The following is a 17007-nucleotide window of genomic DNA, read 5'->3' as shown; positions in this document are numbered from 1 at the left end:
TCAGAGGTTTAAGGCGGGTCACAAAATTTTGTTACTTATGAAACCTTTTTATCAGGAACGTTACTTTATAACATTATGAAACGCATGTTTTTCGCACTGCTAACCCTGATAAGTTCGTCAGTACTGGCACATCCTCACAGCTTTATTGATATGAAAACGGAACTGGTTGCTGACGGCGATCGGTTTACGGGCTTGAAAATGATCTGGACCATGGATGAGATTACCTCCGCCGATCTTCTTTACGACGCGAGCGATGCGAAACCGGGCACCGTGGTCTGGAAAAAACTGGCAGCCGGCGTAATGGCGAATGTGCTGGGACAACATTATTTTTCTGAAATCTGGCATAACAAGCAGCGGGTGAAGTTCTTGAATCTACCAAAAGAATACAATCTGTCACGCAGTGGCAACAAAGCGGTGCTGGAGTTTGTGTTGCCGCTGGCCGAGCCACCTACATTAACCGGTCAGCGCTTTGAGATTCTCACCTTCGATCCCACATATTTCGTCGACATGTTCTATGACAAGCCTGACGCCTTAACCGTGCCGCCAGCGTTGCAGTCACGCTGCGCCTTCACCTTGCATACGCCAAAGCCGAATGACTCGTTGAAGCAGTATGCCTTATCGCTCGACAAGGCCGATGCGCCACCCGAAGAGATGGATCTGGGCAGGCAGTTCGCGCAAACGGTGATTCTGACATGTCACTGACGACCATAGCGCGGCCCAAAAAACGGCTGTGGCCACTGGCAGTATTCATGGTCGGGCTGGTGACGGCGGTCAGCGCGATCTGGCTGTACTGGCCGCAAATTCTGCTGCAAAGTGTGCTCTGGCAAAAAATCCTCAACCGCGAGATGACGCAGCTCCTGCAACAGGTTGCCGAACATCCGCACCGGGCTGGCCTGTCATTACTGGCGTTTAGTCTGGTGTACGGCATCCTGCATGCGTTAGGACCTGGGCACGGTAAGGTTGTTATCACCACTTTCCTGGCCACTCATCCGGCAAAACTGAAAACCAGCATGAAGCTGACGCTGCTGGCATCGCTGTTACAGGGTTCGGTCGCGATTGTTCTGGTAACCCTGATGCTGGTGGTATTGCACACCTCATCACGCCAGTTGCATCTGAGCAGTTTCTGGCTGGAGAAGGGCAGTTATCTTCTGGTGATTGCCCTGGGAATCTGGACAGGTTATCGGGCGGTCAACTCTCTGTGGCGACTGTTCCGACCGAAACCGGCGATGAACATTCGTGCTCTGCATCCACACCATCATCATGATGATCAGTGCGGCTGCGGTCATGCTCATCTGCCCAGTGCACAGCAGGTAGCCGGTGCCGTTAACGTGAAAACCCAGTTACTGGTGGTGCTGTCGATGGGGCTGCGGCCCTGTTCAGGAGCCATCATGATGCTGCTGTTTGCTAAGGTGATTGGCGTTTACCTCTGGGGCGTCCTCTCGGCGGCGGTGATGGCGATGGGAACGGCCCTGACCATTTCGGCGATTGGTCTGCTGGTGCAGCGATCGCGTTCGCTGGCGCAACGGCTGAGTGCAAACAGCCACATAAGCGATCGCGCACGCAGTCTGTTGCCTCTGTTGGCTTTGCTGGGAAGCGTCATGTTAATCGTTGCGGGCTGTGCGTTATGGCAATCTGCTCAGCCGGGGTTGGCGGGCGGCATCCGGCCTTTCTGATTTCTATAGCAGCGAAAAGCGTTTTTCGCTGCTCATTCTGCAATATATTCCTCACTATTTTTTATTTTTCTGCTGACTGTTTAGTGGTGAAATTTGTTTTCACTGTCTACGCTGTTAATAGTTAAATCACCTCCCAATAATGGGATGAATAAAAACGGAACGATTCCGTGCTTTGCGAGGAAAATATCTCATGGCTGATACCCGTATTAATAATGGCTACACCGATCCGCTGGTAACTGGAACAGCGGGTTTGCCCCTAAAACGTATTTCATGGAGTGCCGTTTTTGCCGGTGTTATTTGCGCACTGATAATTCACATATTATTAACTCTGCTGGGAACAGCTATCGGCGCGACGACTATTGATCCCCTGCAGGAAGGCAATCCGTTTAAACATCTGGGCACCGGTGCGCTGGTGTGGACGGCGATTGAAATGCTTCTCGCCATCGTCGCGGGCGCCTATGTTGCCGGACGTCTGGCACAGCGCGAAGGCGCGCTGCATGGGTTACTGATGTTTGGCATAAGCACGGTGATAACGATTTATTTAGCCATCAGTCTTGCCAGTAGCGTATTAGGCGGTGCGATGAACATTCTGGGCACGGGCTTCCAGGCTGTCGGTCAGGGTATTTCAGCCGCTGCGCCATCTGTTACCCAAATGGCAAAAGACAAGCTGCAGGAAAACAATATTAATTTAAATGACATGCAGCGTGAGCTGGAAACGACGCTGCGTCAAACAGGCAAGCCTGAATTACAACCTGAAAAACTGAAGCAGGATGCGAATAATGAAGCGCAGAATGCAGAGAACCAGGCAAATAACACCGCTAATCATCCGCAAACCGCAGACACGGATTTAGCTAACTGGTTTAAAGGCGTTATTGATCGTCATGCTGATACATTACAGGCAGCCGATCGTGAGGCGTTGAAAAATATTATTAAAGCGCGCACCGGCAAAAGCGATCAGGAAGCAGAGCAGATCGTTAATCAGGCAGAGCAGAGCTATCAGCAGGCTATGCAGAAATATCAGGAGCTGAAACAGCAGGCAGAGCAGAAAGCCCGTGAAGCCGGTGAGCAGGCGGCTAAAGCGACAGCGAAAGCCAGCTGGTACGCCTTCTTTATCCTGATTATTGAAGCAGTCCTGGCAGGCGTGATGGGCATGGTGGGACGTCGTACTCAGCCACGTCAGGTGTTGGCGAACGAACGTCGCTAACCGAAAGGCGTTAAAAAAGGCGGCACAGAATGTGCCGCCTTTTTCTTTAGCGCTTCAGCGCTTCGCTCAGTTCATCGCGCATGGACGACAGCAGCGCTTTAACCACACGAGGATTACCGGCCACAATGTTACCTGAATGCAGGTAACCATGATTGCCGGTGAAGTCAGTAACCAGTCCGCCCGCTTCACGCACCAGCAGTTCACCCGCGGCAAAATCCCACGGTTTCAGACCGATTTCAAAATAGCCATCCACACGACCTGCGGCAACATAGGCCAGGTCCAGTGCGGCAGAGCCGGTACGACGGAAGTCCGCACACTGTGTGAACAGTTTGGTCATGATGTTCATGTAAGCCGGCGCGTGCTGTTTTAGCTTGAACGGGAAACCGGTCGCCAGAATGGTGCCATCCAGATCGCGAGCGATGCTGCCGCGCAGACGGTAGCCGTTAAGCTGCGCGCCCTGGCCACGTACGGCACTGAACAGTTCATTACGCATAGGATCATATACCACCGCCACTTCAGTACGGCCTTTAATGCGTACGGCGATAGAAACAGAGAAGTGGGGCAGGCGTTTGATAAAGTTGGTCGTGCCATCCAGCGGATCGATTACCCATTGAATGTCCTGATCTTCACCTTCAAGTTCACCACTCTCTTCAGTAATAATGGTGTGCTTCGGGTAGGATTTACGAATCACTTCGATAATCAGGCGTTCTGCGTCGCGGTCAACATTGGTTACGAAGTCGTTACTGCCTTTCTGGCTGGCTTCGACGGCGTCCGGGGTTTCATAATTCTTGGCAATTAAATTTCCGGCCTTGCGCGCTGCGCGCACGGCAATGTTGAGCATTGGATGCATCGGTATCTCTCGCTGGATGTTAAAGAACGGGGAAAACGGCGCGGAGTATAGCAGGGTGTTCGGTAAATGTCCTGCTTTATGTTAGAGTACGCGTCATCATTTTCTGACCGATCCCAATTATGCTGCAAAATATTCGTATCGTACTGGTAGAAACTTCTCACACCGGCAACATGGGCTCCGTCGCGCGCGCGATGAAAACTATGGGCTTAACTAACCTCTATTTGGTCAATCCGTTAGTGAAGCCGGATTCACAGGCTATCTCGCTGGCTGCCGGGGCCAGTGACGTGATTGGCGAGGCGAAAATTGTCGACTCACTGGATGACGCGATTGCCGGATGCAGTCTGGTGGTCGGCACCAGTGCACGTTCCCGCTCGCTGCCGTGGCCGATGCTGGATTCACGTGAATGTGGCCTGAAAAGTATTGAAGAGGCCCGGCAGGCCCCCGTCGCCCTGGTGTTTGGTCGTGAGCGTGTCGGGCTGACTAACGATGAATTGCAAAAGTGCCATTATCATGTGGCCATCCAGGCGAACCCGGAATACAGCTCGCTTAACCTGGCGATGGCGGTGCAGATCATTGCCTATGAAGTCCGCATGGCCTGGCTGCAGGCGCAGGAAAACGCCAGTCCCAAAGCGCAGTACGAGGAATCACCTTATCCGCTGGTTGACGACCTGGAGCGTTTCTACCAGCACATGGAACAGATGATGCTGGAAAGCGGATTTATCCGTGAAGCCAATCCCGGCCAGGTAATGAGCAAGCTGCGTCGTCTGTATACGCGTGCCCGTCCTGAGCGCGACGAACTCAATATTCTGCGCGGGATGCTCGCCTCGTTTGAGAAGCGTAAAGGACCGAAACAAAACGGCCCTGAATAGTTGAGTAAAACGCCAGGTTAAATAGTTGAGTAAATTACTTGGTTAAATAGTTGACCAAATTACTCGGGAATGTCAGACTTGCCGTCATCTTCGCTAATCCTCCGATAACCGGACGCTATTGAGGTTGTATGCTATGAGACTGACATCCAAAGGACGTTACGCTGTTACCGCTATGCTGGACGTTGCCCTGCATTCTCACCAGGGCCCTGTTCCACTGGCTGACATCTCTGAACGCCAGGGTATATCGCTCTCTTATCTGGAGCAGCTGTTCTCGCGGTTACGTAAGCACAATCTGGTATCCAGCGTTCGTGGTCCGGGTGGCGGTTATCTGCTGGGCAAAGAAGCCAGCGCGATTGCGGTGGGTGAAGTGATCACTGCGGTTGATGAATCTGTGGACGCCACCAAATGCCAGGGCAAAGAAGGCTGTCAGGGTGGCGAGCGCTGTCTGACCCATGTGTTGTGGCGTGACCTGAGCGTCCGTATTAGCGAATTCCTGAACAACATTACGCTGGCTGAGCTGGTGAATAATCAGGAAATCCTGGATGTGGCCGACCGCCAGAATGCTAACGACAATCGTCGTTTCCAGCACGCCCGCGCACAGGAAATCAACGTTAACCTCCGCGCCTCCTAATCCTCTGCTTCTCCGGCCCTTACTGCTAACGCGGCAGGGGCTGAATCTGCTATAAATACGTATGATTTTTTATACGGAGCTGTAGCGCAATGAAATTACCGATTTACCTGGATTATGCCGCCACGACGCCGGCCGATCCGCGTGTGGCCAGCAAAATGATGCAATTCCTGACGCTGGATGGCACGTTTGGTAACCCGGCCTCCCGTTCGCACCGTTTCGGCTGGCAGGCAGAAGAGGCGGTGGACGTTGCGCGCAATCAGGTCGCGGAGCTGGTCAATGCCGACCCACGTGAAATCGTCTTCACCTCCGGGGCCACCGAATCCGACAATCTCGCCATTAAAGGCGCAGCCCATTTCCACCAGTCGCGTGGTAAACACATCGTCACCAGCGTAACCGAACATAAAGCGGTCATCGATACCTGCCTGCAACTTGAACGTGAAGGTTTTGAGATCACCTGGCTGACGCCAGCAGCGAATGGCCTGATCGCGCCTGACGACCTGCGCGCCGCGCTACGTGACGACACGGTGCTGGTTTCCATCATGCATGTGAATAACGAAATCGGTGTGATTCAGGATATCGCTGCGCTGGGCGCCCTGTGCCGGGAGCGGGGCATCCTGTTCCACGTCGATGCGACGCAAAGCGTCGGGAAACTGGCTATCGATCTCGCTGAACTGCCTGTTGATCTGATGTCGTTTTCCGGTCATAAAGTTTATGGTCCTAAAGGCATTGGCGCGCTCTATGTCCGTCGTAAGCCGCGTATCCAGATTGATGCGCAGATCCACGGCGGCGGTCACGAGCGCAATATGCGATCGGGCACCTTACCGGTGCACCAGATTGTCGGCATGGGTGAGGCTTACCGCATTGCCAAAGCGGTGCGTGAAGAAGAGATGGCTCGCTTGTCGCTGTTGCGTGACAAACTGTGGCACGGCATCCGTGAGACAGGCGGCGTAACGGTGAATGGTGATTTGCAACACAGCTGCGCCAACATACTTAACGTCAGTTTTGCTGATGTTGAAGGTGAGTCGTTGATCATGGCGCTGAAAGATCTTGCGCTGTCGTCCGGATCGGCCTGTACTTCCGCCAGTCTGGAACCTTCCTATGTTCTGCGCGCACTCGGTCTGAACGAAGAACTGGCCCACAGTTCACTTCGCTTCTCACTGGGGCGGTTCACCACTGAAGAAGAGATCGATTATGCCATTGCGCTGGTGCAGAAGTCCGTGACGCGCCTGCGTGAACTCATGAAGTCATAATCAGGCCTGAAGAGGCTGACCACTGCGCACCGGCAACGCCTGCGGTGTGCGGCGTAACATCTGTATGAAAAGCCATCGCAAAACAGGCTGGATGAAACGAATAACGAATACGGAGCCCTACAATGAGTACACAACCGATGAATATCACGCTCAGCAACCAGCCCGCCGATGCGCGCTGGGGTGAAAAAGCACTGTTAAGCAGCAATGAAAACGGTATGACCGTGCACCTGCGTGAAGCCGATGCGTTGATGAGCATCCAGCGTGCCGCGCGTAAGCTGGATGGGCAGGGCATCCGTCATGTTGCCCTGACGGGCGAAGGCTGGCATCTGGAGCAGTGCTGGGCCTTCTGGCAGGGCTATCGCAGCCCGAAAGCCAAAAACAGCGTTGACTGGCCGCAGTTGGGTGAACATGAACAGGCGGAGTTTGATCGCCGCCGTAAGATCGTAGGCTGGGTGCGCGATACGATTAACCTGCCTGCAGACGATTTAGGGCCAGAGACGCTGGCGCACAGTGCCGTAGATTTACTGAGCGAGTTAGGTGGCGAAGCGGTCAGCTATCGCATAACCAAAGGCGATGATTTACGTGAGCAAGGCTATATGGGCCTGCACACGGTAGGACGGGGCTCAAACCGTCCGCCGGTTTTCCTGGCACTGGATTTTAACCCCACCGGCGATAGCGAAGCGCCGGTTTACGCCTGCCTGGTCGGTAAAGGGATTACCTTCGATACCGGTGGCTACAGCCTCAAAACCAGTGCCACCATGGACTCCATGAAGTCAGATATGGGCGGTGCCGCGACGGTGACCGGTGCACTGGCCATGGCCATCGTGCGCGGACTGAAAAAGCGCGTCAAACTCTACCTGTGCTGCGCGGATAACATGGTCAGCAGCAACGCCTTTAAGCTGGGTGACATCATTCGTTACCGCAATGGCAAGTCGGTAGAAGTGATGAACACCGATGCGGAAGGTCGTCTGGTCCTCGCAGATGGTCTGATCGATGCCAGCGAGCAGAATCCGACGCTGCTGATCGATGCGGCAACGCTGACCGGTGCCGCGAAAACGGCGGTGGGCAACGATTATCACGCCTTGTTTACCTTCGACGATGTGCTGGCGCAGTCGGTGATGGGCAGTGCGGTCAGTGAAAACGAACCGTTCTGGCGTTTGCCGCTGGCAGAGTTCCATCGCAGTCATCTGCCGTCAAACTTTGCCGATCTGAATAACATTGCCAGCCCGGCACATTCTGCCGGTGCCAGCAGCGCGGCGGCGTTCCTGTCCTATTTCGTCAGCCACTATCAGCAGGGCTGGTTACATATCGACTGCTCGGCGACGTACCGTAAGAGCGCGGTCGATCAATGGTCGGCAGGCGCAACCGGCCTGGGCGTGCGCACTATCGCCAACCTGTTACTGAAATAAATGCAATCTCCGCGGTGACCTGGTCACCGCTTTTTGAAGGTAGAAGTGAATGATGAACCGTCTTGAAGAGGTGCTGAAGCTGGCCGCCACGGAGCCTGCCCATCGTCCTGAGTTTTTTCAGCTACTGCTGGAGGCGGATGCATGGGTGCCGGGGGAAAGCACCCAGCAGCAGTTGGATGCCAGCACGCCTGTCGACCTGCAGCACTGGGAAAAAGAAGATGGCAGCAGTGTGATCCCGTTTTTTACCTCCGAACAGGCGATGAGCGAGGCGATCAACGATGAGCAGCCTTATGTGCGGCTGCCGGTACGTACGCTGTTTGAAATGACCCGTGGCGAAACGCTGTTTCTTAATCCAAAGTTGCCCACGGGCAAAGAGTTTTCTGCGGCGGAAATCAGTCATCTGCTGGGGGAAGAGGGTAGTGCCCTGATGCAGCAAACGGTGCTGGAAGGCGGTCAGTCACTGCTGCTGTCAGAAATCGCGGAACCGCCCGCGCAGATGATCGACTCGCTGACGCAGTTGTTCAGCAAATACAAGCAGGTTAAACGCGCTTTCATTGCCAGCATTCGTGAACAGGCAGATGATGCGCCTAATCTGTTGATTGGTATTGAAGCGGACAGCGATATTGAGGCAATTATTCAGGCGGCCGGCAGCGTAGCCACCGATACATTACTGGATGATGCACCCATTGATGTGTGTGAGATTACGGCAGAGGACCGCGGAATCAGTCACTTCTTTACCGCGCACATTACGCCCTTTTATGAACGCCGCTGGGGCAGTTTCCTGCGTGAGTTCAAAGGTGGTCAGCGGATCATCTGACACACTGCGCGGCCTGTTCGGCCGCGCGTTTACCGTTACTTCGCAATCGGCAAATCATCCCGGCTGCCCCATTCGGACCAGGATCCGTCATACAGCGTCACTTCCCTTGCACCCAGGGCCGTCAGCGCCAGAATCAACACCACCGCAGTCACGCCAGAGCCACAGCTGGCTACGATGGGTTTGCTGATATCCACACCGGCTTCCGCAAAGCGTGAACGAAGTTCGGCTTCCGGCTTGAGTGCGCCCTGCTCGACCAGGGTATTCCAGGGCAGATTAAGGCTGTTGGGAATGTGCCCACGGTGCAATCCCGGACGCGGTTCATCGACCTCAGCATTAAAACGGTTCGCCGCGCGCGCATCGACAATTTGCGCGCCGCCTTCATGGCTAATCAGCAAGACATCCGTCAGGCGTTTCACCAGGCCTTCATCGAACTGTGCATCAAACTCACCTTCCGGCAGACTGACCTCGCCCTCAGCCAGCGCATAACCCGCCGTTTTCCAGCCCTGCAGACCGCCAGCCAGAATGGAGACCTGTGCCACGCCAAAGGCGCGCAGCATCCACCACGCGCGGGGCGCAGAAAACAGATTGCCTTCATCATAAACAATCAAATGCTTATCACTGTTGATGCCCAGTTCGCGCATCGCCACCGCGAAGCTTTCGGCCCGGGGTAACATGTGGGGATAAGGGCTGGTGTGATCGGAAAGCGTTTCAATATTGAAAAAAGGCGCACCAGGCAAATGCTCCGCCAGATATTCTTTTTGAATATCGCGCGTGGCTTCCATGCCCGGCGGCAGCATACGCGCATCCAGAACCTGGAGCGTGCCGTCATTAAAATGTTCTTGTAACCAGTCGGCGGACACAAACAGTGGCGTCGTCATAACAACCTCTTCTCTGCAATCTGTGATGCCAGTGTCGGGCAATGTGCCCACCATCTCAAGAGAAGCGTTGATTAAATGCGAAGGTTGATGTGAAATCGTGCAGCATTATAAAACAATTCCCCTGGGGCACGGTGAAGGATTTACCATGAAACAACGCATTAACCGGTTGCTGTTCAGCATGCTGATCGGCGGGGCGCTGCTGTCTGCCGCCACGTTACCTGCTTTTTCCGTCAGCGCTGAAACGCCTGCCGCCAGTGCGCAGGTCAGTAAGCCGCTGAGCATTATCGACCTCTCCGAGCTCCAGCTCGATGGTGCCGCCGCACTGGTGTTAACGTTCAATCAGCCGCTTGATGATAAGCAGGACGTGGCCAAAAAAGTCCGGCTGACGGACGATCAGCGCGGCAAGGTGGATGGCGGTTGGGAGCTGTCCGGGAATCGCAAGGCGCTGCGTTTTCGCCATCCTGAACCCTCACGGCACTTTACTGTGACCGTCGATCCGGGCTTGCGCGCCGCCAGTGGTGAAACGCTGACCGCGGCTTACAGCCAAAAAATCACCACGCGCGACATTGAGCCGATGGTGGGCTTCGCCAGTCGCGGTTCTTTGCTGCCATTGCGTATTGCGCAGGGCCTGCCGGTGCTGGCCTTGAATGTCGATCAGGTGGATGTCGATTTTTTCAGGATTAAAAACGCGGGCCTGGCGCAATTCCTGTCCCAGTGGAATAACGGGAGTAATCTCTCAACCTGGCAATCTCAGGAGCTGCTTAAAACCAGTGAGCTGGTTTACAGCGGCCGCTTTGAGCTTAACCCGGCACGTAATACGCGGGAAAAACTGCAGCTGCCGCTAAAAGACATCAAGCCGCTTCAGCAACCGGGCGTTTATCTGGCCGTGATGAAACAGGCCGGCACGTATCATTACAGTATGCCAGCCACGCTCTTCACCCTGAGCGATATCGGCCTGTCACTGCACCGTTTTCCGGGCCAGTTTGAGCTGTTTGCCCAGAGTCTGGAAAACGGCGATCCGCTCTCAGGCGTCAATGTCAGAGTCCTGAACGATAAAGGGCAGGTCCTGCAAAACGGCACCAGCGACAGCAGCGGGCATGTGCGTCTGAAAGCCGAAGACAAGGGCAAGTTCCTGTTGGCAATACAGGGCGATCAAACCTCCCTCATCGATCTGGCTCGCCCGGCATTAGATTTAGCCGAATTTCCCGTGGCGGGACCGGAGGGCTATGACAAGCAGCTGTTCGTGTTTGGCCCGCGCGATATCTACCGTCCCGGCGAAACGGTGATCGTCAATGCGCTGCTGCGTGATGCTGATGGCAAACCGTTACCGGCCCAGCCGGTTAAAGCCGAAGTGGTACAGCCCGACGGTGAAGTGGTGCGCACCTTTGTCTGGCAACCGCAGGACGGGTTGTATCAGCAGCGATTCAGCCTGCCCACGACCGCCATGACCGGTGGCTGGATGCTGCGACTTAACACCGGTGATAACCTGCCGCGTCAGTGGCATTTCCGCGTCGAAGATTTCCTGCCAGAGCGCATGGCGCTGACGCTGAAAAACGATGAGCAACCTCAGCCTGCCGATGCGGATATCACCTTTAACGTTGAGGGGCGTTATCTCTATGGTGCGCCTGCGGCGGGGAATGCGCTGCAGGGGCAGCTCTATCTACGTCCTGCCCGGGACGCGGTGGCAGCGCTGCCTGGCTATCAGTTTGGGGATATCACTGAGGAGGGCGTCAAACGCAGCCTGGGTGATGTGGATATCAAACTGGATGCGAACGGCAAAGCCCAGCTAACCGTCGAGAATCAGTGGGACCAGCTTCACTCGCCGCTAAACCTGATTTTACAGGCCAGCCTGCTGGAAACGGGTGGACGGCCTGTGACCCGACGTGCCACTCAGGCGATCTGGCCCGCGGAGGCGCTGCCGGGCATTCGCCCCCTGTTCGGCAACAAGTCGATTTACGATTACCGCAGTGACAGTTATCGCGATGAGCCGACCGTGCCGGAAAACAGCCTGGCCGATTTTGACATTGTTTACGCCAACAGTCAGGGCGAAAAGCTGGCGGCAGAAAAGCTGAATGTGCGCTTGATTCGCGAACGTCGTGACTACTACTGGAGCTTCTCTGACAGTGAAGGCTGGCAGTCACGCTACGACGCGAAAGATCTGCAGGAAGATGAGCGATCGATTACGGTGCCCGCTGAGGGCAGTACCAAAGTCAGCTTCCCGGTCGAGTGGGGCAGCTACCGACTGGAAGTGCAGGCGGGTGAAAAAATTGTCAGCAGCGTGCGTTTTCAGGCGGGCTATGACTGGCAGGATAATACTAATGGTACGGGCGCTCTGCGCCCGGATCAGGTCAAACTCCGCTTAGACAAAGCCGCTTATCAGCCCGGAGAAACCGTGCATCTGCAGGTGGAATCGCCCACGGCCGGTAAGGGCTATCTGATGGTTGAGTCCAGCAGCGGCACGCTGTGGTGGCAGCCGCTGACCGTTCCGCAGGGCGGGACGACGGTGGATGTGCCGATTGCCAACAGCTGGCAGCGTCACGATCTCTATTTTAGTGCCATTGTCGTACGGGAAGGGGACAAGACCAGCGGCGCTACGCCAAAACGTGCCGTCGGACTGCTACATCTGCCGATGGCGACCGACGCGCGCCGCCTGACCCTGACGCTGGATGCGCCCGAAAAGGTTCGCCCTGAGCAGAACCTGACGGTCAATGTGCAGGCCAGTCGTGAAGGCGGCCCGCTGCCGGATAAGGTGCATGTGCTGCTGTCGGCGGTGGACAGCGGGGTTTTGAGCGTGACGGATTACAAAACCCCGGATCCCTGGCAGGCCTTTTTCGGCCGTAAACGTTATAACGTCGACCAGTACGATGTGTTTGGGCAGTTGATTGAAGGCGGCGGACGCCTGGCAGCGCTGCGCTTTGGCGGCGACGGCGAAGACGACACGCTGACGCGCGGCGGCAAGAAACCCGTTACCCACGTCAACATTGTGGCGCAGCAGCTACAGGCTGTTACGCTGGATAAAAACGGCAAGGGCTCGATCACGCTCCCTGTCCCGGCATTTAACGGTGAACTGCGCCTGATGACGCAGGTCTGGAGCGATGACAGCTTTGGCGCGGCAGAGCGCAAGCTGGTTGTGGCGGCGCCGCTGGTCAGTGAACTGGCCACGCCGCGCTTCCTGGCCAGCGGCGACAGCGCATCGCTGGCGCTGGATATCACCAACCTGACTGATTTACCGCAAACGCTGAAGGTGGATCTCGCAGCCCGGGGGCTGATTGCGCTGTCCGGCGCGGCCACGCAAAACGTGACGCTGGCCAAAGGTGAGCGGAAAACGCTACAGGTGCCGGTCACCGCGCAAAATGGTTTTGGTGACGGTGACGTTCAGGTCACGATTTCGGGCCTGAATCTGCCGGGTGAGCAGGTGCGGCCCAGCCAGCAGCAGTGGAAAATTGGCGTCAGGCCCCCTTATCCGGCCCAGACGCTCAGTTTTGACGCGGTGATCAACGGTGAGCAGCCGTGGCAGGTAACGGCGGCAGCCTTTGCCGGCCTGGACGCGGCTACGCTCAGTGGACAACTGACGCTGAGTAATCGCCCACCGTTGAATATTGCGCGCTATATCAGTGCGCTTTATGCCTATCCCTACGGTTGTCTGGAGCAAACGGCGAGCGGGCTGTGGCCATCGTTGTACACCAGCCAGGCGCAACTTACCGCCATGGGTATCAAAACCAGCTCTGATGAGGTTCGCCGGGCAGCGGTGGAAACCGGTATTGCCCGGTTGGCGGGCATGCAGCGCGCGGACGGCAGCTTTGGTTTATGGGGCAAACAGAGCGAAGAAGAATTCTGGTTAACGCCTTACGTGACGGATTTCTTACTGCGCGCCAGTGAGGCGGGCTATGCGTTGCCTGATGAGGTCGTCAGCCGGGCGAACGCGCGCCTGCTGCGTTATCTTCAGGACCCGGCGCAGATCACCGGAGGCGGCAGCCAGCACGTCGAAGCGTTACGTTTCAGCGTGCAGGCTTATGCCGGACTGGTGCTGGCGCGCCAGCAGCGGGCACCGCTGGGTGCCTTACGTGCGCTGTATGAAAAGCGTGACAAGGCCCAGTCGGGCCTGGCGCTGATGCAGTTGGGCATTGCGCTGAAGCTAATGGGTGATGAACAGCGTGCGCAACTGGCAGTGATGCAGGGGGCAACGCTGCCACGCGCTGAGAACCGCTGGTTTGGCGACTACGGCAGTACCGTGCGCGATCAGGGCATGATGATTGCGCTGCTGGCTGAAAATCAACTGCAGCCGGACCTGCAAAACGGCCTGCTGCTGTCACTGTCTAAAGAGGTGACGGGCAAGCGCTGGTTCTCCACTCAGGAGAATAATGCCCTTTACCTGGCGGCCCGGACGCTGCAAACCGCCAACGGGCAACGCTGGCAGGCGCAACTTTCGGGTAGCGATCAGCCTGTGAGCGGAGATGCGCCGCTAAATAAAGGACTGGATCATCAGCAACTGACTCAGGGCGTTGACGTACGTAATGTCGACAGCACGCCGCTGTACGCCAGTCTGAACGTGGTCGGCTATCCACTGAGTCCGCCTGCGCCAGTCAGCCATATGATGGCGATTAAACGCGAGTACTTTACGCTGGATGGGCAGGCTGCCGATTTGAATAATCTGCGCAGCGGGGAACTGCTGGTGGTGCGCCTGACGGTCTCAGCCAAACGCAGCATTAGCGATGCGCTGGTGGTGGATTTATTGCCCGCCGGTCTGGAGCTGGAAAATCAGAACCTGGCGGACAGCAGTGCCAGTCTGGGGGACAGCGCCGATGCCTTAAAAGAGAGCATGATGGATATGCAACAGGCCAGCATCAGGCATATTGAGTTCCGTGATGACCGCTTTGTTGCCGCTCTGGCCGTCGATACGTATCGTCCCACCACGCTGATTTATCTGGCGCGGGCAGTCACACCGGGGCGCTATCAATTGCCCCCGCCGCAGGTGGAATCCATGTACGTGCCCGAATGGCGCGCCATTGGCAGCACACCGCAGCAGCTGCATGTACAGTAATCGGGTGCGTGCGTGATCAGGCACATCAGAAAGCGGTGGCTGCTGGCGCTGCCGCTTTGTGTTCTGGGGCTGCTGCTTGCGCTGCTGATACTGGACCGGCTGTCACCACTGCCGCTTAAAGCGGTCCAGCCTGCGCGAGTAGTGGTCGCGGAGGACGGTACGCCGCTGTGGCGATTTGCCGACAGTCAGGGGATCTGGCGCTATCCGGTCACGCCCGAAGAGGTTTCGCCCGCCTATATCCAGGCGTTGCTGACCTATGAAGATCGCTGGTTCTGGTATCACCCTGGTATTAATCCGCTGTCTGTGCTGCGGGCCGCCTGGCAGAATCTTCGCTATCGTAGTGTGATTTCCGGTGGCAGCACCTTAACGATGCAGGTGGCACGGCTTATCGACCCGCAGCCGCGGACGCTGCGCGGCAAGCTGATTCAGACATGGCGTGCCCTCCAACTGGAGTGGCACCTGTCAAAACGCGACATCCTGACGCTTTATCTTAATCGCGCGCCCTTTGGCGGCACGCTGGAAGGCATTGGCGCAGCCAGCTGGAGCTGGCTGGGCAAATCCCCGTCGCAGTTAACCCGCGGGGAAGCCGCCTTGCTGGCCGTGCTGCCGCAGTCACCCAGCCGCCTGCGGCCCGACCGCTGGCCGGAACGGGCTGAGGCGGCACGTAATAAAGTGCTGGACCGTCTGGCGCAATATCACGTCTGGTCTGCGCGTCAGGTGGCCGAGATCCGCCAGGAGCCGGTCTGGCTGCCACCACGGCAAATGCCGCAGATGGCGCCCTTGCTGGCCCGGCGGCTGTTGTCGATCAGCACTCACGAAAAAGTCGTCTCAACGCTGGACCCGTCGCTGCAGCGTGAGCTGGAAAGTATGACGCTGAACATCAAAAATCAGCTGCCGCCGCGCACCTCGCTGGCCATTCTGGTGGTCGATCACACCACCATGGCCGTACGTGGGTATGTTGGCTCCGTTGACTTTGCTGACGACAACCGCTTCGGGCACGTCGATATGATTGCCAGCGTACGCTCACCGGGATCGATCTTAAAACCCTTTGTTTATGGCATGGCGCTGGATGACGGGCTGATTCATGCCGAGTCGCTGCTGCAGGATGTGCCGCGCCGTTTTGGCGACTACCGTCCGGGTAACTTCGATACCGGTTTTCATGGGCCGGTCAGCGCCAGCGAAGCGCTGGTGCGTTCCCTTAATCTGCCTGCGGTGCAGGTGCTGGAAGCGCTGGGTCCCAAAAATGTCGCGGCCCGCCTGCGCAATGTCGGGCTTAACCTGCGCTTTCCGCCCGGCGCCGAGCCGAATTTGTCATTGATCCTGGGGGGCACCGGCGCGCGCATGGACGAGATCGTTGCGGCGTACAGCGCTTTCGTGCGTCAGGGCAACGCCGCGCAACTGCGCTGGATGCCCGATCAACCGTTGCAGCAGCGGCCTCTGCTTTCGCCCGGCGCGGCGTGGATTATCCGCCATGTCCTGGCGGGTGAAGCGCAGCCTGCGGGCAAAGGGAACCTGCCTGCGGTTGTACCGCTGGCGTGGAAAACCGGCACCAGCTATGGCTATCGCGATGCCTGGGCGGTGGGCATGAATCCCCGCTATCTGATCGGCGTCTGGGTTGGCCGTCCCGATGCAACGCCCGTCGCAGGGCAGTTTGGTTTTGCGTCTGCCGTTCCCGTGATGAATCAGGTAAACAGCGTACTAATGAACCGTTTAGCCGGACAGGAGGTGCCCGTTGATCCTCGTCCCGCATCGGTTACGGTGGCCAGCATCTGCTGGCCGGGCGGACAGCCGCTGCCTGTGGGTGATGAAAACTGCCGCCAGCGCCGCCAGAGCTGGGTGTTGAATGACACGTTGCCGCCCACCTTGCTGGCATCGGGCCAGGAAAGCCTCAGCGGTTTACGGTTGCGCTACTGGCTAAATGACCAGGGCCGCCGCGTGGCGGCTGACTGTCCGCACGCTGTCAGCCACGATCGTTTACTGTGGCCCTTACCGCTGGAAGCCTGGCTACCGTTGCAGGAGCGACGGCGTCAGCGGTTACCGGCTATCGACAGTCAGTGCCCGCCACTCACGCAGGGCAGCAGTGCGCCGCTGATTGTCACAGGCGTCATTGACGGGCAACGGGTGCAGCCGTTGCCGGGTAATTCCACCCTGGTCATGCCGGTGGCGGCACAGGGCGGGCAGGGTAATCAGCGCTGGTGGTTTTTGAACGGTGAACCCGTGACGGCGGAAAACCAGAGCGGCACGCTGTCGCTGCGTCTTGATCGCTCAGGTGACTATCAACTGGTGGTGATGGATGAAGCCGGGCAGCTTGCGACCGTTAACTTCACACGGGGATGATGGTTTTTTGCGCTAAATCAGATTTGAAAGCCTTCCGCATCGACACAG

At 56.9% G+C, this 17007-nt stretch carries 12 protein-coding genes; 10 read left to right on the top strand and 2 right to left on the bottom strand.

All coding sequences use genetic code 11. The features are described 5' to 3' along the window. Window positions 1-75: 75 nt before the first annotated feature. The 3 genes from RAC65_RS10210 (at window position 76) to RAC65_RS10200 (ending at window position 2877) form a co-directional block, all read left to right on the top strand. Window positions 76-702, top strand: coding sequence for a DUF1007 family protein (locus tag RAC65_RS10210; RefSeq protein WP_054633326.1), 627 nt, complete (start codon window positions 76-78; stop codon window positions 700-702). Then, window positions 693-1673, top strand: coding sequence for a nickel/cobalt transporter (locus RAC65_RS10205; RefSeq protein ID WP_039340000.1), 981 nt, complete (start codon window positions 693-695; stop codon window positions 1671-1673). The genes RAC65_RS10210 and RAC65_RS10205 overlap by 10 nt, the downstream gene beginning before the upstream one ends. Before the next feature lie 190 nt (window positions 1674-1863). After that, window positions 1864-2877, top strand: a complete 1014-nt coding sequence (locus RAC65_RS10200; RefSeq protein WP_033740904.1) for a TIGR04086 family membrane protein — start codon at window positions 1864-1866, stop codon at window positions 2875-2877. A gap of 46 nt (window positions 2878-2923) precedes the next feature. Here RAC65_RS10200 and suhB read toward each other — a convergent pair whose 3' ends face one another. Beyond that, a complete protein-coding gene (suhB, locus tag RAC65_RS10195; protein WP_006120639.1) occupies window positions 2924-3727 on the bottom strand; it encodes an inositol-1-monophosphatase in 804 nt (267 codons plus the stop codon). Window positions 3728-3846: 119 nt separating this feature from the next. Here suhB and trmJ point away from each other — a divergent pair, with 119 nt between their 5' ends. The 5 genes from trmJ to sseB all read left to right on the top strand — a co-directional run bounded on the left by trmJ (window position 3847) and on the right by sseB (window position 8703). Then, window positions 3847-4596: a tRNA (cytosine(32)/uridine(32)-2'-O)-methyltransferase TrmJ gene (trmJ, locus tag RAC65_RS10190; RefSeq protein ID WP_375096658.1), complete on the top strand. Its 750-nt coding sequence runs from the start codon at window positions 3847-3849 to the stop codon at window positions 4594-4596. 133 nt (window positions 4597-4729) lie between these two features. Beyond that, entirely contained in the window at window positions 4730-5227 is a 498-nt protein-coding gene (gene iscR / locus RAC65_RS10185; RefSeq protein WP_006120637.1) for a Fe-S cluster assembly transcriptional regulator IscR, read from the top strand. A gap of 89 nt (window positions 5228-5316) precedes the next feature. Then, window positions 5317-6477 carry an IscS subfamily cysteine desulfurase gene (locus tag RAC65_RS10180; RefSeq protein WP_033740900.1) on the top strand — a complete coding sequence of 387 codons (1161 nt, stop codon included), beginning with the start codon at window positions 5317-5319 and terminating at the stop codon, window positions 6475-6477. Between the two features lie 122 nt (window positions 6478-6599). Then, window positions 6600-7886 (top strand): aminopeptidase PepB, encoded by a 1287-nt coding sequence (pepB, locus tag RAC65_RS10175; RefSeq protein WP_375096657.1) that lies wholly within the window; start codon window positions 6600-6602, stop codon window positions 7884-7886. A gap of 52 nt (window positions 7887-7938) precedes the next feature. Continuing rightward, on the top strand, window positions 7939-8703 hold the full coding sequence (gene sseB, locus RAC65_RS10170) for an enhanced serine sensitivity protein SseB (RefSeq protein WP_185199544.1): 765 nt from the start codon (window positions 7939-7941) through the stop codon (window positions 8701-8703). 35 nt (window positions 8704-8738) lie between these two features. Here sseB and sseA read toward each other — a convergent pair whose 3' ends face one another. Beyond that, a complete protein-coding gene (sseA, locus tag RAC65_RS10165) occupies window positions 8739-9581 on the bottom strand; it encodes a 3-mercaptopyruvate sulfurtransferase (RefSeq protein WP_006120633.1) in 843 nt (280 codons plus the stop codon). A gap of 145 nt (window positions 9582-9726) precedes the next feature. On the opposite strand from sseA, the gene RAC65_RS10160 reads away from it, so the two are divergent. Beyond that, window positions 9727-14622: an alpha-2-macroglobulin gene (locus RAC65_RS10160; protein ID WP_375096656.1), complete on the top strand. Its 4896-nt coding sequence runs from the start codon at window positions 9727-9729 to the stop codon at window positions 14620-14622. A 12-nt stretch (window positions 14623-14634) separates the two neighbouring features. After that, complete coding sequence (gene pbpC, locus RAC65_RS10155) at window positions 14635-16959, top strand: peptidoglycan glycosyltransferase PbpC (protein ID WP_375096655.1); 2325 nt, start codon at window positions 14635-14637, stop codon at window positions 16957-16959. Window positions 16960-17007: the final 48 nt, after the last annotated feature.

It is taken from the genome of Pantoea sp. BS_8, from assembly GCF_041954965.1.
In the GTDB taxonomy this organism is placed as follows: domain Bacteria; phylum Pseudomonadota; class Gammaproteobacteria; order Enterobacterales; family Enterobacteriaceae; genus Pantoea; species Pantoea stewartii.
This window is presented reverse-complemented; position numbering and strand designations above follow the sequence as displayed.